Origin of the sequence: Pseudomonas sp. IPO3747, from assembly GCF_013385245.1 — a bacterium.
GTDB classification, from domain to species: Bacteria; Pseudomonadota; Gammaproteobacteria; order Pseudomonadales; family Pseudomonadaceae; genus Aquipseudomonas; species Aquipseudomonas edaphica.
Window position 1 is genome coordinate 172,699 of record NZ_JACAQL010000001.1, and the last position, 19,583, is coordinate 192,281.

Genomic DNA, 19,583 nt, shown 5'->3' on the forward strand with positions numbered 1-19,583 from the left:
TGGATGTGGTGTGGGCTGTGTCGCGGTGGGTTGGATGTGACGGAATGAGGAACCCGAGGTTGCAGTGATGCATATAGGGAGCGAGCAGAATCAACTGAATAAAACCGACCCAGATGTGGGAGCTGGCTTGCCTGCGATGCAGATACCTCGGTACATCAGGCACACCGAGTTGATGCCATCGAAGGCAAGCCAGCTCCCACATTTGACCGGGTGCAATCAGGTCACCAGTTGGTTGATCTCGATGATCGGCAACAACACCGCCATCACAATCACCAGCACCACCGCCCCCATCACCACAATCATCAGCGGCTCCAGCAACGCCGTCATGCCCATCGCCCGGCGTTCGATATCGCGGGACAAGGTCTGCGCCGCACGTTCAAGCATCGGCGGCAGTGAACCGGTTTTTTCGCCGCTGGCAATCAGGTGAATCAACACCGGCGGGAAGACCTTTTCCACTGCCAATGCAGGCGCCAGGTTAACGCCTTCGCGAACCTTGGCGGTGGCATCGTTGACGCACTGGCTGAGGCGGTCATTGGACAAGGTCTGGCGCGCCGCCTCCAATGCCCGCAGCAACGGCACGCCGGCGCCGCCGAGAATCGCCAGGGTCGACGCAAACCGCGCAGTATTGAGCCCCAACACAAACCGCCCGATCAGCGGCAAGCGCAGCACCCGGCTATGCCAATTGAGCCGCGCCAGCGGGTTGCGCAGGTACAGGCGCCAGCCCCAAAACCCACCGACAATCAAGGCAAAACACAACCAGCCCCAGGCGCGGATAAAGTCGCTGGCATTGAGCATCGCCAGGGTCAGCCCCGGCAGGTCCTGGCGCGCCTGGGAAAACGCGCTGACCACCTGCGGCACCACATAGCTCAACAGGAAAATCACAATGCCAATGGACACCAACCCGACCACGCCGGGGTAGATGAACGCCGTCATGATCTTGCCGCGCAGGTTGTTACGCTCCTCAATGTAATCGGCCAGGCGCTCCATCACCTGGGCCAGGTCACCGGATTCCTCCCCCGCCGCAATCAAGGCACGGTAAATCGATGGAAAGTCCCGTGGCCGCGCCGCCAAGGCGTCGGCCAAACGCATGCCGCCGCGTACATCGCCGCGCACGGCGGCCAGGGTCTGGGCGATGTGTTTTTTCTCGGCCTGCTCCACCGTGGCACTCAGCGCCGCCTCCAACGGCAGGCTGGCGCCCAGCAAACTCGCGAGTTGCCGCGTGGCCCAGGCCAGATCGTTGTCTGACAGTTTGGGCGTGAACAGGCTGCCGCCGCCGGCCGCCGCTTGATTACCCTCAATCTGTACCTGCAACGCGGTCAAGCCACGGCTGCGCAACTGGGCAAACGCCGCGCTCTGGCTGTCGGCTTCCACGTGCCCGGCTTCGATTTTGCCGCTGGCATCGGCGGCTTCGTAACGATAGCGATTCATCAGGCGTCCCGTGTCACGCGCAGGATTTCTTCGACTGCGGTGGCGCCGCTGCGTACCCAGCGCTCGCCATCCTCGCGCATGCTGAACATGCCGGCGCGACGTGCAGCCAGGCGCAAATCCTGCTCGCCGGCGCCTTGGTGGATCAGGCTGCGCACATCGTCATCAACGCAGAACAATTCATGGATGCCGGTACGCCCGCTGTAACCGATCTGGTTGCACTGCGCACACCCCACCGGCCGCCAGGTGCCAGGCGCCGCCGGGTCTTCCTGCTTGCAATGCGGGCACAGGCGCCGCACCAGGCGCTGGGCCAATACGCCCAACAATGACGAGGCCAACAGGAACGGCTCGACGCCCATATCGATCAAGCGGTTGACCGCCGACACCGCGTCATTGGTGTGCAAGGTGGCGAGCACCAAATGCCCGGTCAACGAAGCCTGCACGGCGATTTGCGCGGTCTCCAGGTCGCGGATCTCACCAATCATGATGATGTCCGGGTCCTGGCGTAGAATCGCCCGCAGTGCCAGGCCGAAGGTCATGTCGATCTTGGCGTTGACCTGAATCTGGCTGATACCGGGTAAGTCGTATTCCACCGGGTCTTCGACGGTGAGAATATTGCTGGTGCTCGCATCCAGCCGCGCCAGGGCAGCGTACAGGCTGGTGGTCTTGCCGCTGCCGGTCGGCCCGGTGACCAGCACGATGCCGTGGGGCTGGCGGATCAAGGTATCCAGGCGCGCCAGCAGTTGCGGCTGCATGCCCAGGGTTTCCAGCTGCAAGCGCCCGGCCTGTTTGTCCAGCAGGCGCATCACGACCCTTTCGCCATGCCCCGTCGGCACGGTGGACACGCGAATATCAATCGGCCGCCCCGCCACCCGCAGGGCAATACGACCGTCCTGGGGCAAGCGTTTTTCGGCGATGTCGAGCTGGGCCATGATCTTGATCCGCGACACCAGCGCGCCATGCAGCGCCTTGCGCGGCGACACCACGTCACGCAGGGTGCCATCGACGCGATAGCGCACCACGGAATGGGTTTCGTAGGGTTCGATGTGAATATCGCTGGCTTCATCGCGCGCAGCCTGGGTGAGCAAGGCGTTGATCATGCGGATCACCGGCGCGCCGTCCTGGGTATCGAGCAGGTCGGTGATTTCGGGCATGTCCTGCATCAGGCGGTCGAGGTCGACTTCGTTCTCAGCCGCGCCAACCACCGCCGCCGCACTGCCGGTGTCGGCATAGGCGCTGGTGAGCAGGCCGTCGAGTTCGTCGTCGCGCACATGCTCCAGGCGTGATTGGCCGAATTGGCGCTGGACCTCGCTGATCGACCAGCCGGGGGTTGAGGGGCAAACCGTCAGCACCCTGCCTTCATCGCCGGGGCGCAGGAGGATGCGCTGGGATTTGGCCCAGACGTAGGGGAGCAAACTCATACACCACCGTACATGTGGGAGCTGGCTTGCCTGCGATAGCGGACTTTCAGCTGAAAAATGTTCAACTGACCCACCGCCATCGCAGGCAAGCCAGCTCCCACAGTTTGATCTTCATACTTCAGGTAGATCACGGCCGCACCTGCGAAACCGGCACTGCCCGAATCACCGCCCTTGGCCCCTGCTGCTGCGCCCCGGGAATCGCCTTCTCCACCGAAGGCAACTGCGGCGCCTGCACATCCGGCAGCGCCCAACTGTGCTCCGGCTGCAACCCGCCCTGGGCGCGGCGCATGAATTCATAGCGGTTCAAGGTGATACTGCGCCCAGCACCACTGTCGCGAATAATGTAGGGGCGTAAAAACACCATCAGATTGGTCTTGGTGACGCTGCGCTTTTCATTGCGAAACAGCGCCCCCAACCCAGGGATATCCGCCAGCCACGGTACCGCGTCATTGCTCTGGCTATAGCCGTCCTGCAGCAACCCGCCGAGCACCATGATTTGCCCGTCATCCAGCAAAATACTGGTGTCGATCGCGCGTTTTTGGGTCACCGTGCCCGCCTCCACCGAGGCGCGCGTGTCGACGCTGCTGACCTCCTGGTAAATATCCAGCTTCACCGTGCCGCCTTCGGAAATCTGCGGCCGCACGTTCAGCTTCAGCCCCACCTCTTCGCGCTGTACGGTCTGGAACGGGTTGTTGCTGGTGCCGCCGCCACCGGTGACATAACTGCCGGTGACAAACGGAATGGTCTGGCCGACAAAAATGCTCGCTGCTTCGTTGTCCAGGGTCAGCAGGTTCGGCGTGGACAGCACGTTGGTGCCGCCTTTGCTCTTGAGGGCGCGGGCCAGCACCTTGAGGTCGAGCACCTTGCCGATCCCCGGAATATCCACGCTGCCGTTGACCAAGCCGATATTCAGCCCTTTGGGCAACACATCAATGCTGGTCTTGCCGGTGGTGACCAGCCCACTGCCGCCCAGGTTAACGCCGCCAAAACCGCCCTTGCCGCCCAGGTTGCCAGCCTGCCATTGCACGCCGAACTCACTGGCGTCGTCTTCGCTGACTTCAACGATCAGGCTTTCGATAACCACCTGGGCGCGGCGCTGGTCGAGCATGTCGATCACTTCGCGCAGGTTGCGGTACAGCGGGTCGGGCGCGGAGATCAGCAAGGTGTTGGTGGTAGCGTCCGCCTGGATCGTCACACCACCGGCGCTGAACGCAGTGTTCTGATCGCTGGGGGTGCTGCTGTTGGCGCTGCTGCCCGAACTGCTCGACTGGCCGTAGCCCGACGACTGCACACCACTGCCGGTGGGCGTGTCGCTGCTGTTCTGAGTATTACTGCCCTGGTTGTTCTGGGAGCCGCCGCCCATCGAGCTGAGTTTGCCACGGGCCTCATCGCTGACCCCGGACTCGCTCTCACCGGTCAACAGCCCGCGCAACGACTGCGCCAGCTTGCCCGCCTGGGCGTTGCGCAGGTACACCACGTGCATATTGCTCGGGTTGCTCTGGGCATTGTCGAGTTTGTAGATCAGGTTACGCGCCAGCTCTGTGCGCTCGGGGCTGCCGGAACGAATGATGATCGAGTTGGAACGCGGGTCGCCCACCACGTTGATCTTTTGCGTCTGGTCGGCACCCTGGGTTTCCAGCAATTCAGCGACCATGGCCGCGATATCGACGGCGATGCCGTTCTGGATCTTCACCACATCGGTGTCGATGGCGCTGGGTGTGTCGATGCCGTCGATAATCTGCGCCACCCGCGCCAGGTTTTCAGCATAGTCAGTGATGACGATGCTGTTGTTGCCGGGGTAGGCGTTGATCGGGTTATTCGGCGACACAATGGGACGCAGCACCGGAATCAGGTTGACCGCATTTTCATATTGCAGCCGAAAGGTACGCGTCTGCATGCCGCTGCTGCCGGCGCTGTAGATCGGCCCGCCGAGCAACTTGGCATCGGCCTCGGGCACCACCTGGGCGACGCCGCCCACATCCACCACGCTGAAGCCCTGCATGCGCAGCGCCGCCAGCAACATCTCGTAGGCCTGATGCGCCGGCACCTGGCCTTCGCTGACCAACGTGAGGTTGCCCTTTACACGCGGGTCCACCAGAAATTGCTGGCCGGTGGCGCGGGACAAGGCACGCACCACCGCCTGGATATCGGCGTCCACAAAATTCAGCTGTACCGGCTGGTCACCCAGCGGGTTGCGCGCCTTGAGCACCGCCGGGGCATGGCCACGGGCGCTGTTGGTCACCGGGTGCTGCACGCGGGGGGCCGGCGCGGGTTCGCGCTGGCGGTCCAGCACGGTTTCGCCGCCGCGCCGCGTGTCGGCCAATGGCTGGCCCAGCTCGCTGTCCACCAGCAAAGGCTTGGGTGACTGCGGGTTACTGCACGCGCTCAGGGCCAGCAATAGCAGCGGCGCGACTTTGCGAAAAGGCGCGGAGTTGGGGACTGACCACTTCATGAAGCTTCCTTAGCGCCAAGCGCCTGATCCATGCGAACGGTCCCGGACACAGTGCCGGCCGAGTTGTCGACGGTATCCGGGGCGCGTTGCAAGCGTGCCTCGGACACTTCCAAAGAAAACGAACGGGGGTTACCCAGCAGCCAGTCCACCACAAGGTCGGCCGGGGCCTTCTCGAAGATCAGCCGCCAGCCACCAGGAGCCAGCGCCTGCAGTTGGTAATGACCTTGCAGGCCGGCGCCGTCGAGGGCTTGGCGCAGCGCGGTTTCATCCGCCTGACGCGGCGCCGCGACGCCCTGCAACAGCACCTGCAAGGCTTCGGCCTGGGAACGCAGCTTCGGGGTTTCGACCTGCCAATAGTCGATTTTTTTTAGCGCCGGCTGAACCAGCACCAGCCAGGTCAGCAGGCTCGCCAGGATCAGCCCGGCACCGGCCAACATGCGTCTTTCACGCACGGCCAGGCCAGTCCAGAACACATGGGACTGACTGCGCACCTGCTGCCACTTATTCATCGTCGTCCTCCTCCGGGGTGACGGTGTTGTCTGCCGGCCCCAGGGTCCAACCTTGCTCATCACGGGTCGCGGCAAAACCGGCTTCCGCCAACGCCGCCTGCCAGTCGCCTTGCGCCGCCGGGCTATGGCTGTCGGCCAACAGGCCCAGGTGCAAACGGCCCTGCTCAAAGCTCAGGCTGTCGACACTGCCGACCATAAACGGCAAGTGGCTGCCCGCCAGTTGCAGCAGGCTGGTAAAGCGTTGGCCGGGATCAGCCGCCGCCCCGCTTTGCCGCGCCGCCAACTGTTGGCGCACCTGCTGCAGAGGGTTGAGGATCACCGGCAGCTCGGGAAAGGCCTGGCGCACCTGTTGGCTCATCAGCGCCTTCAGCCGCTGGCCTTCTTCGGCCTGGCGGGCGGCGTACAGGTTCAGGCCAACGGTCCAGATAACGACGGCCAGCGCCGCACAGGCCAGCGCCCTGCCCCAGCCGCCGGTAGCACGTTGATTGAACTGCCCCTGCAAACCCCAGGCGGGCACTGCGCCGCTCCAGCGCTGCGCGGCCTCGACCAACTGCACATCAAGGGTTTGATCCAGGGCGTGTTGCCCCAGTGGATGCACGGTGGCTTGTTGCAGGCTATGTCGCGTGAGCAAATGCCCATCGTCCAGCGCCGCCGTGGCCACCGGCAAGGCATACGGCGCCGGGTACAGGCCGCGTAGCTTGAGCGGCACCTGCGCCAGTACCTGGCTCAGTTGCGCCAGCCCGGCCTTGGGCACCCAGGCCACCTGCACAAGACCGTCGCTGCCACGCGGGCCGTGAGCCACCTGCATCTGATCGATTGGCCCAAGAATCAATGCCTGCGCGGCGCAGGCCACGGCGGCAGCGGTTTTGGCGGCGGGTAATGGCGGCAACTCCAGGCTGGTCAACAGGCTGTCACGCGGGTGCAGGAAGCAGTCCACTGGCTGGCGGGGCTTGCCCAATTGCTTCAGGCTTTCGCGGCCCTCGGCGATCACCCTGCCAGCGTCCAGCCAGGCAAAGTTCACCGGGCTGTCGACCGTCAGTTGATCAAGTGGCGGCAAGCCAATGCGCAAACGCTTCATACACCCACCCGCGACCAGATCACCTGCGGCTGGCGGTCTTCGGGCCGGTGCAACAACGCCTCGATCGTCACTCGGCGTTGCTCGCGACGGGCCTGGCCCTGCAAACGGAACCACTCGCTGGTAATACCCACCTGCACCGAATCCATCGCCACTTGGGGCATGCGCAGACGGTTAACAAAGTCGCCACGGTTGATAAACCAGCGCCCGCTGTCGCGCTCGGCCACCAGCGCCTGGGCCTGGGCCAGGCTGAGCAGCGGCACCACCGCGCTGAGCACTTCGGCGCTGGCGGTATTGCCGTTGACCCAGGTGTTGCCGGGCAGCACGCTGACAAAAGCGTGCAGGCGCCGCAGCACCTGTGGGTCGATGCCTTCAATACCACTGAGGTCATCGAGGCTGCGCAGCATCGGGTATTTGGCCGGCAGCCGCTCATCCGACGCGCCTTTGTGTACAACGCGCTGGTCATAGGAGCCGATCACCCGCTGGCTGATGCGACGGCTCACGGCCGGGTCGACGCCGATCAGCCGACACAAGCGCTCGAAGTGCTGCAATTGCTCGTCATCTTGTTGCTGGCGATTGACTAGGTTGCGCAGGTTGAACTTGCCCTGTTCATCCTCCAGCCGCCCTTCAAACACACCGCCCTGGGCGCGTGCCCACGGCTGGTCGAGGCGGGTCAACACATCCTTTTTACGCGCGTCCCACAGTAACAGGCGGCTCTGTTCCAGCGCGCCCAGCAACAGCCACTGGCCCTGCACGCGCTGCTGCTCGGCCTCAAGGCTACGGGTGAAGACGGTCTGGCGTGTGAGCATGGCGCCGGCGATCACCGCCACCACCGCCGCGATCAGCAGCGCGCTGATAATCGCCATGCCGCGCTGCTTCGCCGCTGCGGGCGAATGCCTGTTCATGGCGGGCCTTACAACTGCCAGGAGCCGATATCGGCATTCACGCCGTCGCCATCCGGTTTGCCGTCGGCACCCAGGGAGAACACATCGACCTCACCATTGGCGCCGGGGTTGAGGTAGTGATAAGGGTTGCCCCACGGGTCGTTGGGCAGGCGCTCCAGGTAGGCGCGCCAGTTACTGTTCTTGGCGTCGGCCGGGCGTTCTACCAACACTTTCAAGCCCTGGTTCATGCTTGGGTAGCTGCCGTGGTCGAGCCGATAGAGTTTCAGCGCCTGCATCAACCCGCCGATATCCTGCTTGGCCGCCGTGGCCCGTGCCTGGTCGGGCCGATCGAGCACTTTGGGCACCACCATCGCCGCCAGAATCCCGAGGATGACCACCACCACCATGATCTCGATCAAGGTGAAGCCACGTTGGCCGCGCGGGCCTGGCAATGGGGACGTTAGGGGCGCGATTTCCATCTCGACATTCCTTGGCTTGGGTGCATTTCGTGGCGCAGTGTTGCAAGAACACATGTCAGTCGTATTGAAAATCCTCGGGAGGTTTGGTCGCTAATCGGTCAACTGCCGGCGCTAGTCTGCGGGCCTGTTTCCCGGCTTTGAGAGCGCCATGTACAGCCGCCGCAAGGAGCAAGGCTTTACCCTGATTGAAGTGCTGGTGGCGCTGGCGATCATTGCTGTGGCCATGGCGGCGGCCGTGCGCGTGGCCGGGTTGATGACCCAGAGCAACGGCCTGCTGCGCGACAAATCCATCGCGTTGCTGGCCGGACAAAGTCGGTTGGCGGAGCTGCGGTTGGGCGGACAGCTACGCAGCGGCAAAAAGACCTTCGACTGTGACCAGGGCCGACTGAAGCTGCGCTGTGAGCAGACCATCAACGCCGAGGGTCGCCTGTTTCAGGTCAGCCTGCTGGTGCTCGATGCCAGCCGCGAAGCGCCGCCGCTGGCGCGTCTGGCGACCCAGGTCATGGCCGAGTGAGTGACGGTAATGCGGGCGCGTCCGGCAACTTGTCGAGGTTGACGCGCAGCTTCTCGCCGCCGCGCTCGATCTCCACGCCATCACCTTCAATGGCCGTCAGCCGCACACCGGGGCCCAAACGCTCGCCGAGCAGGAAGCTGCGCGGCGGCCCATCGTTAAGGCTGAGGATCGCCACCGCGCCACGCGCGCCGGCGAGCACGCCCGAGACTTTGACCTGCAACGCCGAGGGCGCGCTGGCAAACCACTGCAACGCCGGGTTGTCACTGCGCGCCGCCAGCGTCTGGGGCGCGACCTGGGGCGTGTGGGACTCGGCGGATGTCAGCAGCAACGGCGTCCACACCGCCACCCCGGCCAGGGCCGCCAACAAGGCCAGCGCCTGCACAACGTGGGCGGGCGAAAATCGAAGAGCAAATGCCATGAGCGGGACCTCCTGTCTGTGCGTGCTTTCAGCCTACAGGCCAATTCGCACGTTTTTATTTCACAAGCTCACCAGTTGTTCAGGAGTCGGGCGATGAAACAGCAAGGCTTTACTCTGATCGAGTTAATGGTGGTGCTGGTGATCATCGGCATTGCCAGTGCCGCCATCAGCCTGACCATCAAGCCCGACCCGCTGCACCTGCTGCGCAAGGATGCCGAACGCCTGAGCCAACTGCTGCAAGTGGCCCAGGCTGAAGCCCGTGCGGACGGGCGCCCCATCACCTGGCGCGCCGACGCCAAGGGCTTTGGCTTCAACCGCCGCAGTGATGACGGTTCAGGTATCGAGACCTTCAAGGGCGACAGCCAACTGCGCCCGCGCCCGTGGGAACACACGCCGATGCAGGTCTCAATCGAACCCGGGCGGGTGCTCGTACTCGACGCCGAATGGATCAGCCCGCCGGTGCGCGTGGTGCTGTCCGATGGCCAATACAGCCTCAGCCTGCAGCGCGATGCGGCCGGGCTGATGCGTGTGGTGACTCAACCATGAACCCATCCCAGCAAGGCTTCACCCTGATCGAAGTAATGGTGGCGATCATGCTGATGGCGGTGGTCAGCCTGATCGCCTGGCGTGGGCTCGACAGCGTGACCCGCGCCGACCAGCACCTGCAGGCCAGCACGGAACAGACTGAAGCGCTGTTGCGGGCGTTGAACCAGCTGCAACGCGATGTCAGCCTGCGCGCCAGCGTGGAACTGAGCGCGCCTGGCCCAACCGAAGACGACACCGCCAAACCTGCCGGGTTGGCCGCCGTGACGGTGCGCAGCTCCGACAGCAAGGGTTTTACGCTGGAGGTGATTCGCAGTGCACCGGTGGCCGGAGATGGATTGCAACGCGTGCGCTGGTGGCTCAAGGGCGACAGCCTGTACCGTGCGGCGGCGCCTGCGCGGGAGCGCTTTCCGTTGCCGGCGGCCAAAGTCGGGGTTGTGGTGTTGAGCGGGGTCAGTGATGTGCAGGTGCGGGTGTGGGAGGCGGACAAGGGTTGGCGGCAGTTGAGTGGCAATCGGCGGGAGGATCCGTTGGGCATGGAGATCAGCCTGGTCAGGCAGACGCCCCAGGGGGTGGAGCGGTATCGGCAGGTGTTGGGGCCGTTGCGTTAGCTTTACTGCCTTGGCGCGGTGGGCGGTGGGCGGTGGGCGGTGTACATATCCGTTGCTGCGGTAACGGCGGCCTATGGTTCCCCTCTTACAGCGGGTCACTTTTGTAAAGACATGTACGGACCGGACACATGGTTGACGGGTGTGCGGGGACATGGTGGACACTTCTCGGCGAAGCCAGCTTCGCCGGGAGGCCATCATGCCCTGGAACACGAGAGACGCCATGAGCCTAAAACAAGAGTTTGTTTCCTTAGCAAAGAAACCCGGCAGTAATAAGCGAGAGCTGTGTCGACGATTTGGTATAAGTCCGCAAACCGCCTACAAGTGGCTAAAGCGTTACGAGGCCGGCGGCTCTGCGGGTTTGCAAGAGAAGTCACGCAGGCCCGCCAGCAGCCCCAAACTGACCCGGGCCGAGCTGGAGGCTGAGGTCGTTGCACTTCGCCAAGATCATCCGGCATGGGGCGGACGCACAATTAGCAGCATGCTGGACAAGCGAATTGCTCCCAGTACTGTCACTAATGTCCTGCACCGGCACAGCTTGATTAAGCCTTCAGAGAAAGAACCAGAGGCCCGGCTGAGATTTGAACATCCTGAGCCCAACGATCTTTGGCAGATGGATTTCAAAGGCCACTTTGCAATGCAGCAAGGCCGATGCCACCCCCTGACCATCCTGGACGATCATTCGCGGTTCAACCTGGCCATCCAAGCGTGTGATAACGAGCGAGGCACCACCGTAAAACAGAAGATGAGCGAGGTATTTGAAACTTACGGTTTACCGGCACGTATCAACGTCGACAATGGCGCGCCATGGGGCTCACCGCGTAATCCTGGCGAGATCACAGAGTTGAGTATTTGGCTGGTGCGTTTGGGAATTCGGATAAGTTTCAGTCGTCCCTACCATCCGCAAACAAATGGGAAAATCGAGCGTTTTCATCGATCACTCAAGGCAGAAGTCCTTAACGGGCGTCACTTTTCTACGCTAGCGGATGCTCAATCAGCATTCGATCAATGGCGTGAAATATACAACCTGCAACGTCCTCATCAGGCGCTGGAATACAAGGTGCCCATGGACCGCTATCGCAGCAGTCCTTGGGCTTATCCGCAAAAGCTACCTGAGTTTGAATACGGACCAGACGACGTGTTAGCCAAGGTTTATCACAGCCGTTTTCGCTTCCAAAAACGCTACTTCAGCATCGCAAAAGGCTTGGTAGGACAGCACATAGCAATCCGCCCGAACGCAGAAAGCGATGGTCTGTTCGACGTCTATTTCTGCCATCACTTTTTGCGAACAATCGACATTAGTAAGCCTGATTATGGTCAATAATGTGTCCACCATGTCCCCGCACATGTGTCAACCATGTGTCCGGTCCGTACAGGGCGTTTGCCAAAAGTGACCCGCTGTAAGAGCGGAACCATAGGCCGCCGTGACCGCAGCAACGGATATGTACTCAATCAACCCACTCACTCACTCACCAGCCATCTTTAAGCATCCGCAATTCCAGATGCTGCAACAGCATAATGGTCTTGCCATCGACAATCTCCCCACTCTGCACCATCGCCAGCGCCTGCTCAAACCCCAACTCCAGCACTTCAATATCCTCGCCCTCCTCCTCCAGCCCGCCCCCCGTACCAATCTGATCCGCCTGCGTATACTCACCGATAAAAAAGTGAATCCGCTCAGTCACCGAACCTGGACTCATAAACGCCGCATAGATTTTTTCCACATGACCGACGCGATACCCGGTCTCTTCCTCAGCCTCCAGGCGAATACGTTCTTCAGGACTGGCATTGTCCAGCAACCCGGCAGCCGTTTCGATCAAGTAGCCGGGGTAATCGTTGACAAACGTAGGCATGCGAAACTGCCGGATCAACAGCACCGTGCGCTGACCACGGTTGTACAACAGGATGGTCGCGCCATTGCCCCGGTCATACACCTCACGAGTCTGGGCCTGCCAGCTGCCATCCTGGCGACGCAGGTCGAAGCTGTACTTTTTCAAGTTGTACCAGCTGTCTGAAAGGGTTTCTTCAGCGGTGATGCGAATAGGGCTGTTGTCCATGGTCGGGCCTTTGCTCATAGAAGCCGGGAGCATGTCGCGCCAGCAATACCAGCGTCAAGCGGCCTGCTTACGGATACAATCGCCACCCAAGAAGGATCGCCAGGTTCACGCCAATGATGCTGCACATCCCGACGCTATTGATGGTAGCCATGTTCGTGTTCGGCCTCATGGGCCTGCTCACGGTACATGCCTGGAGTCGTGGCCGCGAACCGACCCTGGGCTATCTGGGCAGCATGCTGCTGCTCGCCGCCCTGGGCACCGGGCTGATTGTGGTGCGCGGCGTGGGCATGGACTTTGTCGCGCTGGTCATCGGCAACGTGGTGCTGCTGCTCAGCGCCGCCATGAACTGGACCGCCATGCGCACCTTCGTGCAACAAAAACCCAATGTACCGGGCATCCTCGCCGGCGCCGTCCTGTGGTTGCTGATGTGTTTGGTGCCGCCGTTCTATGGCTCGCTGTCGGCACGCGTCACCCTGTATTCACTATTGGCTGCCGGCTACGGAGTGCTGTCGGCGCTGGAGCTGTGGCGCAAGCGCAAAAGCCTGGAAGTGGCCTACGTGCCGGCCCTGGTGCTGACGTTGTGGCACACCGGTTTTTATGGCGTGCGCGCCTTTACCGACCCTGGCCTGCCGATCAACAGCGAACGGGCCTCGGAGAGTGAAAGCACGCCGTTTTTTGCATTCATGCTGTTTGAGTCGATGCTGTACGCCATCGGTATCGCCTACGTCACCTTGGCGATGGTCAAGGAGCGCGCCGAGTTGCGCTTCAAGGCCGCCGCCTTCAGTGACGCGCTGACCGGCATCGGCAACCGCCGCGCCTTTATGCTCAAGGGTGAACACCTGCTGCACCGCCATCAATGCGCGGCCCTGTTGCTTTGCGACCTGGACCACTTCAAACGCCTGAACGACAGCTTCGGCCATCCCATGGGCGACCAGGCGTTGATTGCCTTCAGCCAGGTGCTGCAGGACGCGTTACGCAACGAGGATGTGTTCGCACGCATTGGCGGCGAAGAGTTCGCCTGCCTGTTGGCAGGCAGCGATGAAACCGATGCGTTGGCAGTGGCCGAGCGAATCCGCCTGGCGTTTGCGCGGTTGGAGTTGCTGGCGCCGGGCTTTCTGAGCGTGAGTATCGGCATCGTCACCACCCAGGCAGCGGGCAGTGACTTATCGCATTTATTGTCCCAGGCCGACCAGGCGCTGTACCTGGCCAAGGCGCAGGGGCGTAATCGGGTTCAACTGGTCACGCCGGCCTGAGCCAGCGGCTGCTTGATGCGCGACCACGCGGCGGCGACTTCTTGCGCATTGGCCGCCTTGATGCGTGCGAGATTGCGCGGGTACTCCACGCCTGGGTTTTCGGTGAAGCGCGTGGCGGTGAATTGACCATTGCTGGCGCGCAGGATGTAGCCCGTGTCCTGACACTGCCCAGAGGCCAGGAACACTACGCCCGGCGTCACCCACTCTGGCTTGAGTTCATCCGGTTCGTCAGTCACGCCCCACATGCGCGTCTTGGCCACCGGCGAGATCGCGTTGACGTTGATGCCGGCCTCGGCGCCTTCATGGCTCAGTGCATTCATGATGCCCAATTGCGCCATCTTGCCGGCGCTGTAAGCCACCAGCCCGGCTTGCTCGTACTCCACGTACATGGCGCGGTCGGAGGTGGTCAGGATAATGCGCGGCGCCGCTGAGCGCAGCAGGTGCGGCCAGGCGTGCTTGCACAGCCAGAGCGGCGCGTAAAGGTTGATGTCCATGGTGCGCTGGAGGAACGCGGCGTCGAGGTCGGCGATGTTCTGGTAACCGACCCAACCGGCGTTATGGATCAGGATATCGAGCTGGCCGTAAGCCTCGATGGTGAAGCTGATCAGTTGTCGACAACCCTCGTCCGTAGACAGGTCGCCGCCATGCCCGAGCACCGCCAGCCCTTCGGCCTGCAAGGCTGCGGCCGCCGCGTGCACCACCGATGCATCAGTGCCGACGCCTACCTTGTCGGCGCCGATATCGCTGATCACCACCCGTGCGCCACCTTGGGCCAGCGCCCGTGCATAACTGAGGCCCAGCCCGCGCGCGCCGCCGGTGATGATTGCCGTTTTGCCGGTGAAATCCATGTCTGTGCTCTCCTGTTCGGCCGCCCACCCTAACAACCCGAGCAGAGGTTGTTCAAGGCAGCAACACTTTGCAAGCAATCCCCCTCTACGGCCGTCGAATTAATGCCTGCCGGCCCACGCCATCTGGTAAAACGCCTGCTTCGCCTTTGTCCTGGAACCTTCATGTCCTCTCGTTTTCTGTCCCGCCTGGGCCTGCGCTGGGTTCCCCTGCTGTGCATGGCCATCCTGATTGTCGGCCTGCCGGTGGGCTGCGCCGTGCTGCAACACAAGGAGCGTGAGCTGGTGTTTCGCATCGAGCCGGGCACCGCCGGCTGGTACACCGGCCTGCCCAAGGCGGTGCAGGAATTCGATATCAAGCCGGCCAGTTTCAAATCGGGGCAGAATCTGCACGGCTGGTGGTACCCGGCCGGCCACAAGGATGCGCCGGCGATCCTCTACCTGCACGGCGTGCGCTGGAACCTTACCGGGCAGTTGTTTCGCATTGAACAGCTGCACGCGCTGGGCTTCTCGGTGCTGGCCATCGACTATCGCGGGTTTGGCCAGAGCCACGGTGATTTGCCGTCGGAAACCAGTGTGTATGAGGACGCGCGCATTGCCTGGGAACGTTTCCAGATATTGCAGCCCGACCCCGGAAAACGCCTGATCTACGGGCATTCGCTGGGCGGCGCCGTGGCTATCGATCTCGCCGCTGAGCTGAGCAAACAAGCGCCTGTGCCGGTGCGCGGGCTGGTGATCGAGTCCACCTTTACTTCCCTGGGGGATGCGGCCACCGCCGTGGCCAATACCTCATTGCCGGTGCGTTGGCTGCTGTCGCAGAAATTCGATTCCATCGACAAGATTGCCGACGTGCACATGCCGTTGCTGGTGGTGCACGGCCTGGCCGACCAGTACGTGCCACCGCGTTTCAGCCAGCAGTTGTTTGAAGCCGCCCAGGAGCCCAAGCGGTTGCTGCTCGTACCCGGCGCCACCCACAACAACAGCATGAGCCTGGCGGGTCGCAGTTATGGCCAGGCATTGGAAAAACTCATGCAGGCGAAGATGCCAGCAACGACGCCAGCAACCATCGCCACGCACTCCACAGGTCGCGACGGCGAGTCGTAATAGCAGTTTTCGGCACTGGGTTCGCGCTTGGCTGTCAAGCGCCAACCCTGCCCATACTGGCCCAAAACAGAATCTGATCAAATATTAACCGAAGGTTAAATCGCCAACCCTGCCGGGCCTTCGCAAAGTTATCCACAGAGATACCCACGGTTTTCGTGGACAACTCTTTTTACTTTTTTACGATTTTTTTGCTCAGCAAACCCCTGTGGGAAAGCTACCCGGCAGCAAAATCTCGCGATTCACATCGCGTATATCGTTATAGCCACACAGTGCCATCGACACATCCAGCTCGCGGGCGATGATGTCAAGCGCCTTGGTCACACCGACTTCACCCAACGCGCCCAAACCATACAAATGCGCCCGGCCGATCATGGTGCCTTTGGCCCCCAATGCCATGGCCTTGAGCACGTCCTGGCCGGAGCGAATGCCGCCATCGAGCCACACTTCAATCTGCTCGCCCACAGCCTCTGCAATCGCCGCCAATTGGCTGATGCTCGACGGTGCGCCATCGAGCTGGCGCCCACCGTGGTTGCTCACCACCAGCGCATCCGCACCGCAATTGGCGGCCAGCCGCGCGTCTTCCACATCCAGGATGCCCTTGATAATCAGCTTGCCGCCCCAGCATTGCTTGATCCATTCCACATCGTCCCAGCTCAGGCGCGGGTCGAATTGCTGGCCGATCCAGGATGACAGCGAAGTGATATCGGCCACGCCTTTGACATGCCCGACAATATTGCCGAAGCCATGGCGCTTGGTGCCGAGCATGCCCGCCACCCAACGCGGCTTGGTCAGCATATTGAGGATATTCGGCACAGTCAGCTTGGGCGGCGCCGACAAGCCGTTGATCAAGTCTTTGTGGCGTTGGCCGAGGATCTGCAAATCCAGAGTCAGCACCAACGCGTCCACACCGGCAGCCTTGGCGCGCTCGATCAACTGCTGCATAAACGCGCGATCACGCATCACATACAACTGGAACCAGAACGGTTGGCCAACGTGGGCGGCGATGTCTTCCAGCGAACAAATGCTCATGGTCGACAAGGTATAACGCACGCCAAAAGCGGCAGCCGCGCGGGCGGTGAGGATCTCGCCATCGGCATGCTGCATGCCCGCCAGCCCAGTGGGCGCCAAAGCCACGGGCATGGCCATGTCCTGGCCGATCATGCTGGCGCGGATTGAACGCTCATCGATATTGCGCGCCACCCGCTGACGAAATTGGATGCGGGCAAAATCGCTTTCATTTGCCCGGTAAGTGCTTTCAGTCCAGGAGCCGGAGTCGGCGTAATCGTAGAACATCCGTGGGACACGTTTTTGCGCGAGCCTGCGTAAATCTTCGATGGTTGTGATCAACGGCATCTAGGTCACCTCTCCCTGAACTGAGCCTGGAGAGTAACCGCCCATCGGCTTGGTAACCAGCCATTGCGTTTGCGTGGACGGGTGATTAATCTTGCACAAACACGCAAAAAGACGCACAAACATGCATAACACACATCAAGCTATCGACCTGCCTTCGTTGCGCAAACAGAAGATTTTGCTGCTGCTGGAGCGCGACGGCAAAGTCACTGCGTCAGAATTGGTCGAGCACTTCGCCGTGTCCCAGGACACCATCCGCCGCGACCTCGGCGAACTCGCCGCCGCCGGGCTGCTGCAACGCGTACACGGCGGCGCCCTGCCCCGACCCAAAGACACCGGCAAGGATTTTTTCACCCGCGTCGGCGAGACCAACGAAGCCAAGCGCCACCTCGCGCAACTCGCGGCGGACCGCGTAGAAGACGGCCAGATTGTGCTGTTCGATTCGGGCTCAACCACGCTGCGTATTGCCCAGTCATTGCCGCACGCCATTCGCCTGACGGTGGTCACGCCGTCACCGATGATTGCCATCGCCTTGGCGGACCACCCAAATGTCAAAGTGATTTTGGCCGGTGGCCAGATCAACCCGGCGACCCTCTCCACCAGCGGCCACGAAGCTGTACGCCTGATTCAGAGCATCCAGGCAGACCTGTTGTTTACCGGTGTCTGTGCATTGCACCCGCAAGTGGGCATCACTTCGCTGCACTTCGATGAAGTAACGGTCAAACAAGCCCTGCTCGACAGCGCCTCCCACGTGGTGGCCGTGACCATGGCCGACAAGCTCGGCGCGGTAGAACCCTTTGTAGTGGCGCCGTGCAACCGTATTCATACGCTGATCACCGAGTGGCATGTGCCGAGTGTCGAGGCGTATGAGCAACTAGGCTTGGAAGTGCTGCGGGTAGAGGTCGAGTAGCAACAAGCCATCGGTCACGGCGTGATTGAATCAGCAGGCAGCCCAGTTGCTCCCCCAAGTTCAAGCACTGTTCAAGGAACTCATCCAGTACCGTCTCGCAGTGCTGCAAGCGCAGTTCATGGGTGATGCCCTGGGCGCCTTGACCGAAAACCGAACGCCCGCAAAGTCCGGCCAGTGTGCGCGCGGCAGACTCCAGCCGGCACAGCGCACGAATAGCGGTGCCATCAAAACAGAACCTTGGCCGCGTCACGCATGAAAATCTCGATGGTTTTTGGCCCCACGCCGTCGAATTCGGCCAGGCGTTTTTCGAAGGCCTCACGGTTTTCGCTGGCGCTGCGCATGTGGCTGATCTTGCCCGCGTACTCGGCATTCAACTTGGCGCTGAGGTCCAGCAGACGCTGCGCTGTGCTTTCGTCGTAACGCACGTAATGGGCACGCCCGAGCATCGAAACCAGCTCACGCGACGTGCAATGTTGCAACTTGCGTGCAGTGTCGCGGCCCTCTTGCTCCACGATCACCTTGTAAGCCTGCGCCGCGATGGGCGCCTGAATACGCTTGCCCATCAGGAAGCTGGCGATAAACCACTTGAACAGGCTGGCGTCATCGTCGGGCGCAAGCTCAATGCCCAGTTCAGACGCCGTGATCGAACGGGCCATGCTCAGTGGCCCAGCTTGCGCTCGGCCTTGGCGGCCTGCTCGTTGATGGCGTCAGTCTGGCGTTCAGTGTCCTTGATCGACGTGGGCGTCAACACTTTGTCCACGGCTTTGGTCTTCGGGTTGGGCTGTTCCAGCGTCTGCCCCTTGGCAGGTTGTTGACGGCCTTTCTGGGCATCTTCAGAGCTGATGGGTTCCGGGGTTTTGTCGACAGTCTTGGGATCGGTCATGGTGAGTCTCCAGGCAATAGAAGGCCCGCAAAAAGCAGCAGGCGTCTATGCAGCAGAGGCCAGCGATTTTCGATAGTTCAGGATTTTTGCAGGTCGGCCCTCCTCGAAAACCACCCAAGAAAAAAGTCCAAATTAATTTAAACCTTTGCCGCCCACGCTCGATCCACTCTCCCACACCGCATGATTAATCCATCCAGCAGGAGAGACTCGACCATGAGCTCACAACTCAACGGCAAGAACATCCTCATCATCACCTCCAACACCGGCATCGAGCGCGACGAGCTGCTCAAGCCTCTGCAAACATTGCGTGGCTATGGTGCGACGGTGACGCATGGCTCCAGCAAAGGCGGCACCGTGCAGACGTTCGTCGGCGACACCGAGAAGGACCAGACCGTGGAATCCGAGGTCAAGCTGTCGCAGGTGCTGAGCAGTGACTTCGACGCGCTGGTGATTCCCGGTGGCACCGTGAATGCCGACACCCTGCGTCAGGACGCGGCCGCATTGAAGCTGATCAACGACTTCGTCAAAGCCGGCAAAACCGTCGCCGCCATCTGCCACGGGCCATGGGCGCTGATCGATGCCGGCGTGATCGAAGGCAAGACGCTCACCGCATACAAGAGCGTGCGCATCGACCTTGAAAACGCCGGCGCTGCAGGCGTGGTAGATGCCCAGGTCAAGGAGTGCAAGGCCAATGGCTGGACCTTGATCACCTCGCGCACACCGGATGACCTGCCGGCATTCAACGAAGCGATTGCCAAGGCGGTCGCGGGATAACGGGCAGGCTTGAACGCAAACAGGCGCCCGGGGGCGCCTGTTTGCTGTGTGGCTTGTGTTCAGTGTTTACGGTGCTATT

General features: G+C 61.8%; 21 protein-coding genes. 8 read left to right on the forward strand and 13 right to left on the reverse strand.

The genetic code is table 11. The annotated features are described in order from the left end of the window. Nucleotides 1–216: 216 nt before the first annotated feature. The 7 genes from gspF to gspG form a co-directional block, all read right to left on the reverse strand. Nucleotides 217–1,428 carry a type II secretion system inner membrane protein GspF gene (gene gspF, locus HX790_RS00590; RefSeq protein WP_017139650.1) on the reverse strand — a complete coding sequence of 404 codons (1,212 nt, stop codon included), beginning with the start codon at nt 1,426–1,428 and terminating at the stop codon, nt 217–219. Next, nucleotides 1,428–2,846, reverse strand: a complete 1,419-nt coding sequence (gspE, locus tag HX790_RS00595) for a type II secretion system ATPase GspE (protein WP_170039731.1) — start codon at nt 2,844–2,846, stop codon at nt 1,428–1,430. The genes gspF and gspE overlap by 1 nt, the downstream gene beginning before the upstream one ends. 127 nt (nt 2,847–2,973) lie before the next feature. Further along, the gene (gene gspD / locus HX790_RS00600) at nt 2,974–5,298 is read right to left on the reverse strand and encodes a type II secretion system secretin GspD (RefSeq protein WP_176991102.1); all 2,325 of its coding nucleotides are present in this window, start codon (nt 5,296–5,298) and stop codon (nt 2,974–2,976) included. Then, complete coding sequence (gspM, locus tag HX790_RS00605) at nt 5,295–5,807, reverse strand: type II secretion system protein GspM (RefSeq protein WP_099549247.1); 513 nt, start codon at nt 5,805–5,807, stop codon at nt 5,295–5,297. The genes gspD and gspM overlap by 4 nt, the downstream gene beginning before the upstream one ends. Next, complete coding sequence (gene gspL, locus HX790_RS00610) at nt 5,800–6,885, reverse strand: type II secretion system protein GspL (protein ID WP_099549246.1); 1,086 nt, start codon at nt 6,883–6,885, stop codon at nt 5,800–5,802. Before gspL ends, gspM begins: the two co-directional genes overlap by 8 nt. After that, complete coding sequence (gene gspK, locus HX790_RS00615) at nt 6,882–7,787, reverse strand: type II secretion system minor pseudopilin GspK (protein ID WP_158235129.1); 906 nt, start codon at nt 7,785–7,787, stop codon at nt 6,882–6,884. Before gspK ends, gspL begins: the two co-directional genes overlap by 4 nt. 8 nt (nt 7,788–7,795) lie before the next feature. After that, on the reverse strand, nt 7,796–8,245 hold the full coding sequence (gene gspG / locus HX790_RS00620) for a type II secretion system major pseudopilin GspG (RefSeq protein WP_017139656.1): 450 nt from the start codon (nt 8,243–8,245) through the stop codon (nt 7,796–7,798). A gap of 148 nt (nt 8,246–8,393) precedes the next feature. Between gspG and gspI the strand changes: the two genes are divergently transcribed. Further along, entirely contained in the window at nt 8,394–8,759 is a 366-nt protein-coding gene (gene gspI, locus HX790_RS00625; protein ID WP_017139657.1) for a type II secretion system minor pseudopilin GspI, read from the forward strand. Here gspI and HX790_RS00630 read toward each other — a convergent pair. Continuing rightward, on the reverse strand, nt 8,746–9,177 hold the full coding sequence (locus tag HX790_RS00630) for a type II secretion system protein N (RefSeq protein ID WP_176991103.1): 432 nt from the start codon (nt 9,175–9,177) through the stop codon (nt 8,746–8,748). The genes gspI and HX790_RS00630 overlap by 14 nt on opposite strands. Before the next feature lie 93 nt (nt 9,178–9,270). Here HX790_RS00630 and gspH point away from each other — a divergent pair, with 93 nt between their 5' ends. From gspH to HX790_RS00645, 3 genes are all read left to right on the forward strand, one after another. After that, nucleotides 9,271–9,723 (forward strand): type II secretion system minor pseudopilin GspH, encoded by a 453-nt coding sequence (gspH, locus tag HX790_RS00635; protein WP_026013888.1) that lies wholly within the window; start codon nt 9,271–9,273, stop codon nt 9,721–9,723. Then, on the forward strand, nt 9,720–10,331 hold the full coding sequence (locus HX790_RS00640) for a type II secretion system protein J (RefSeq protein ID WP_176991104.1): 612 nt from the start codon (nt 9,720–9,722) through the stop codon (nt 10,329–10,331). The genes gspH and HX790_RS00640 overlap by 4 nt, the downstream gene beginning before the upstream one ends. A 196-nt stretch (nt 10,332–10,527) precedes the next feature. Beyond that, nucleotides 10,528–11,652, forward strand: a complete 1,125-nt coding sequence (locus HX790_RS00645; protein ID WP_017135449.1) for an IS481 family transposase — start codon at nt 10,528–10,530, stop codon at nt 11,650–11,652. 145 nt (nt 11,653–11,797) lie between these two features. Here HX790_RS00645 and HX790_RS00650 read toward each other — a convergent pair whose 3' ends face one another. Beyond that, nucleotides 11,798–12,385 (reverse strand): NUDIX domain-containing protein, encoded by a 588-nt coding sequence (locus HX790_RS00650; protein ID WP_026013479.1) that lies wholly within the window; start codon nt 12,383–12,385, stop codon nt 11,798–11,800. A 113-nt stretch (nt 12,386–12,498) separates the two neighbouring features. Between HX790_RS00650 and HX790_RS00655 the strand changes: the two genes are divergently transcribed. Then, nucleotides 12,499–13,638, forward strand: a complete 1,140-nt coding sequence (locus HX790_RS00655; RefSeq protein ID WP_176991105.1) for a GGDEF domain-containing protein — start codon at nt 12,499–12,501, stop codon at nt 13,636–13,638. Here the strand turns inward: HX790_RS00655 and HX790_RS00660 are convergent. Beyond that, complete coding sequence (locus HX790_RS00660) at nt 13,617–14,486, reverse strand: SDR family NAD(P)-dependent oxidoreductase (protein WP_099548700.1); 870 nt, start codon at nt 14,484–14,486, stop codon at nt 13,617–13,619. The genes HX790_RS00655 and HX790_RS00660 overlap by 22 nt on opposite strands. 162 nt (nt 14,487–14,648) lie before the next feature. Between HX790_RS00660 and HX790_RS00665 the strand changes: the two genes are divergently transcribed. Beyond that, complete coding sequence (locus HX790_RS00665; protein WP_099548701.1) at nt 14,649–15,587, forward strand: alpha/beta hydrolase; 939 nt, start codon at nt 14,649–14,651, stop codon at nt 15,585–15,587. A gap of 192 nt (nt 15,588–15,779) precedes the next feature. Here the strand turns inward: HX790_RS00665 and HX790_RS00670 are convergent, their stop codons facing one another. Continuing rightward, nucleotides 15,780–16,940, reverse strand: coding sequence for an alpha-hydroxy acid oxidase (locus HX790_RS00670; protein ID WP_169988744.1), 1,161 nt, complete (start codon nt 16,938–16,940; stop codon nt 15,780–15,782). Between the two features lie 121 nt (nt 16,941–17,061). Here HX790_RS00670 and HX790_RS00675 point away from each other — a divergent pair, with 121 nt between their 5' ends. After that, nucleotides 17,062–17,847 (forward strand): DeoR/GlpR family DNA-binding transcription regulator, encoded by a 786-nt coding sequence (locus HX790_RS00675; protein ID WP_017134485.1) that lies wholly within the window; start codon nt 17,062–17,064, stop codon nt 17,845–17,847. A 224-nt stretch (nt 17,848–18,071) separates the two neighbouring features. On the opposite strand, the gene HX790_RS00680 is transcribed toward HX790_RS00675, so the two are convergent. Together HX790_RS00680 and HX790_RS00685 are read right to left on the reverse strand one after the other, a co-directional pair. Next, nucleotides 18,072–18,503, reverse strand: coding sequence for a hypothetical protein (locus HX790_RS00680; RefSeq protein ID WP_017134486.1), 432 nt, complete (start codon nt 18,501–18,503; stop codon nt 18,072–18,074). A gap of 2 nt (nt 18,504–18,505) precedes the next feature. Beyond that, nucleotides 18,506–18,730 (reverse strand): hypothetical protein, encoded by a 225-nt coding sequence (locus HX790_RS00685; protein ID WP_017134487.1) that lies wholly within the window; start codon nt 18,728–18,730, stop codon nt 18,506–18,508. A gap of 213 nt (nt 18,731–18,943) precedes the next feature. On the opposite strand from HX790_RS00685, the gene HX790_RS00690 reads away from it, so the two are divergent. Next, nucleotides 18,944–19,504 (forward strand): type 1 glutamine amidotransferase domain-containing protein, encoded by a 561-nt coding sequence (locus tag HX790_RS00690; protein WP_138450255.1) that lies wholly within the window; start codon nt 18,944–18,946, stop codon nt 19,502–19,504. Nucleotides 19,505–19,583 lie beyond the last annotated feature (79 nt).

Excerpts from the sequence above, each read along its gene's own strand:
- gspF (WP_017139650.1), bottom strand. The coding sequence starts at position 1,428 with ATGAATCGCTATCGTTACGAAGCCGCCGATGCCAGCGGCAAAATCGAA.
- gspE (WP_170039731.1), bottom strand. The coding sequence starts at position 2,846 with ATGAGTTTGCTCCCCTACGTCTGGGCCAAATCCCAGCGCATCCTCCTG.
- gspD (WP_176991102.1), bottom strand. The coding sequence starts at position 5,298 with ATGAAGTGGTCAGTCCCCAACTCCGCGCCTTTTCGCAAAGTCGCGCCG.
- gspM (WP_099549247.1), bottom strand. The coding sequence starts at position 5,807 with ATGAATAAGTGGCAGCAGGTGCGCAGTCAGTCCCATGTGTTCTGGACT.
- gspL (WP_099549246.1), bottom strand. The coding sequence starts at position 6,885 with ATGAAGCGTTTGCGCATTGGCTTGCCGCCACTTGATCAACTGACGGTC.
- gspK (WP_158235129.1), bottom strand. The coding sequence starts at position 7,787 with ATGAACAGGCATTCGCCCGCAGCGGCGAAGCAGCGCGGCATGGCGATT.
- gspG (WP_017139656.1), bottom strand. The coding sequence starts at position 8,245 with ATGGAAATCGCGCCCCTAACGTCCCCATTGCCAGGCCCGCGCGGCCAA.
- gspI (WP_017139657.1), top strand. The coding sequence starts at position 8,394 with ATGTACAGCCGCCGCAAGGAGCAAGGCTTTACCCTGATTGAAGTGCTG.
- HX790_RS00630 (WP_176991103.1), bottom strand. The coding sequence starts at position 9,177 with ATGGCATTTGCTCTTCGATTTTCGCCCGCCCACGTTGTGCAGGCGCTG.
- gspH (WP_026013888.1), top strand. The coding sequence starts at position 9,271 with ATGAAACAGCAAGGCTTTACTCTGATCGAGTTAATGGTGGTGCTGGTG.
- HX790_RS00640 (WP_176991104.1), top strand. The coding sequence starts at position 9,720 with ATGAACCCATCCCAGCAAGGCTTCACCCTGATCGAAGTAATGGTGGCG.
- HX790_RS00645 (WP_017135449.1), top strand. The coding sequence starts at position 10,528 with ATGCCCTGGAACACGAGAGACGCCATGAGCCTAAAACAAGAGTTTGTT.
- HX790_RS00650 (WP_026013479.1), bottom strand. The coding sequence starts at position 12,385 with ATGGACAACAGCCCTATTCGCATCACCGCTGAAGAAACCCTTTCAGAC.
- HX790_RS00655 (WP_176991105.1), top strand. The coding sequence starts at position 12,499 with ATGATGCTGCACATCCCGACGCTATTGATGGTAGCCATGTTCGTGTTC.
- HX790_RS00660 (WP_099548700.1), bottom strand. The coding sequence starts at position 14,486 with ATGGATTTCACCGGCAAAACGGCAATCATCACCGGCGGCGCGCGCGGG.
- HX790_RS00665 (WP_099548701.1), top strand. The coding sequence starts at position 14,649 with ATGTCCTCTCGTTTTCTGTCCCGCCTGGGCCTGCGCTGGGTTCCCCTG.
- HX790_RS00670 (WP_169988744.1), bottom strand. The coding sequence starts at position 16,940 with ATGCCGTTGATCACAACCATCGAAGATTTACGCAGGCTCGCGCAAAAA.
- HX790_RS00675 (WP_017134485.1), top strand. The coding sequence starts at position 17,062 with ATGCATAACACACATCAAGCTATCGACCTGCCTTCGTTGCGCAAACAG.
- HX790_RS00680 (WP_017134486.1), bottom strand. The coding sequence starts at position 18,503 with ATGGCCCGTTCGATCACGGCGTCTGAACTGGGCATTGAGCTTGCGCCC.
- HX790_RS00685 (WP_017134487.1), bottom strand. The coding sequence starts at position 18,730 with ATGACCGATCCCAAGACTGTCGACAAAACCCCGGAACCCATCAGCTCT.
- HX790_RS00690 (WP_138450255.1), top strand. The coding sequence starts at position 18,944 with ATGAGCTCACAACTCAACGGCAAGAACATCCTCATCATCACCTCCAAC.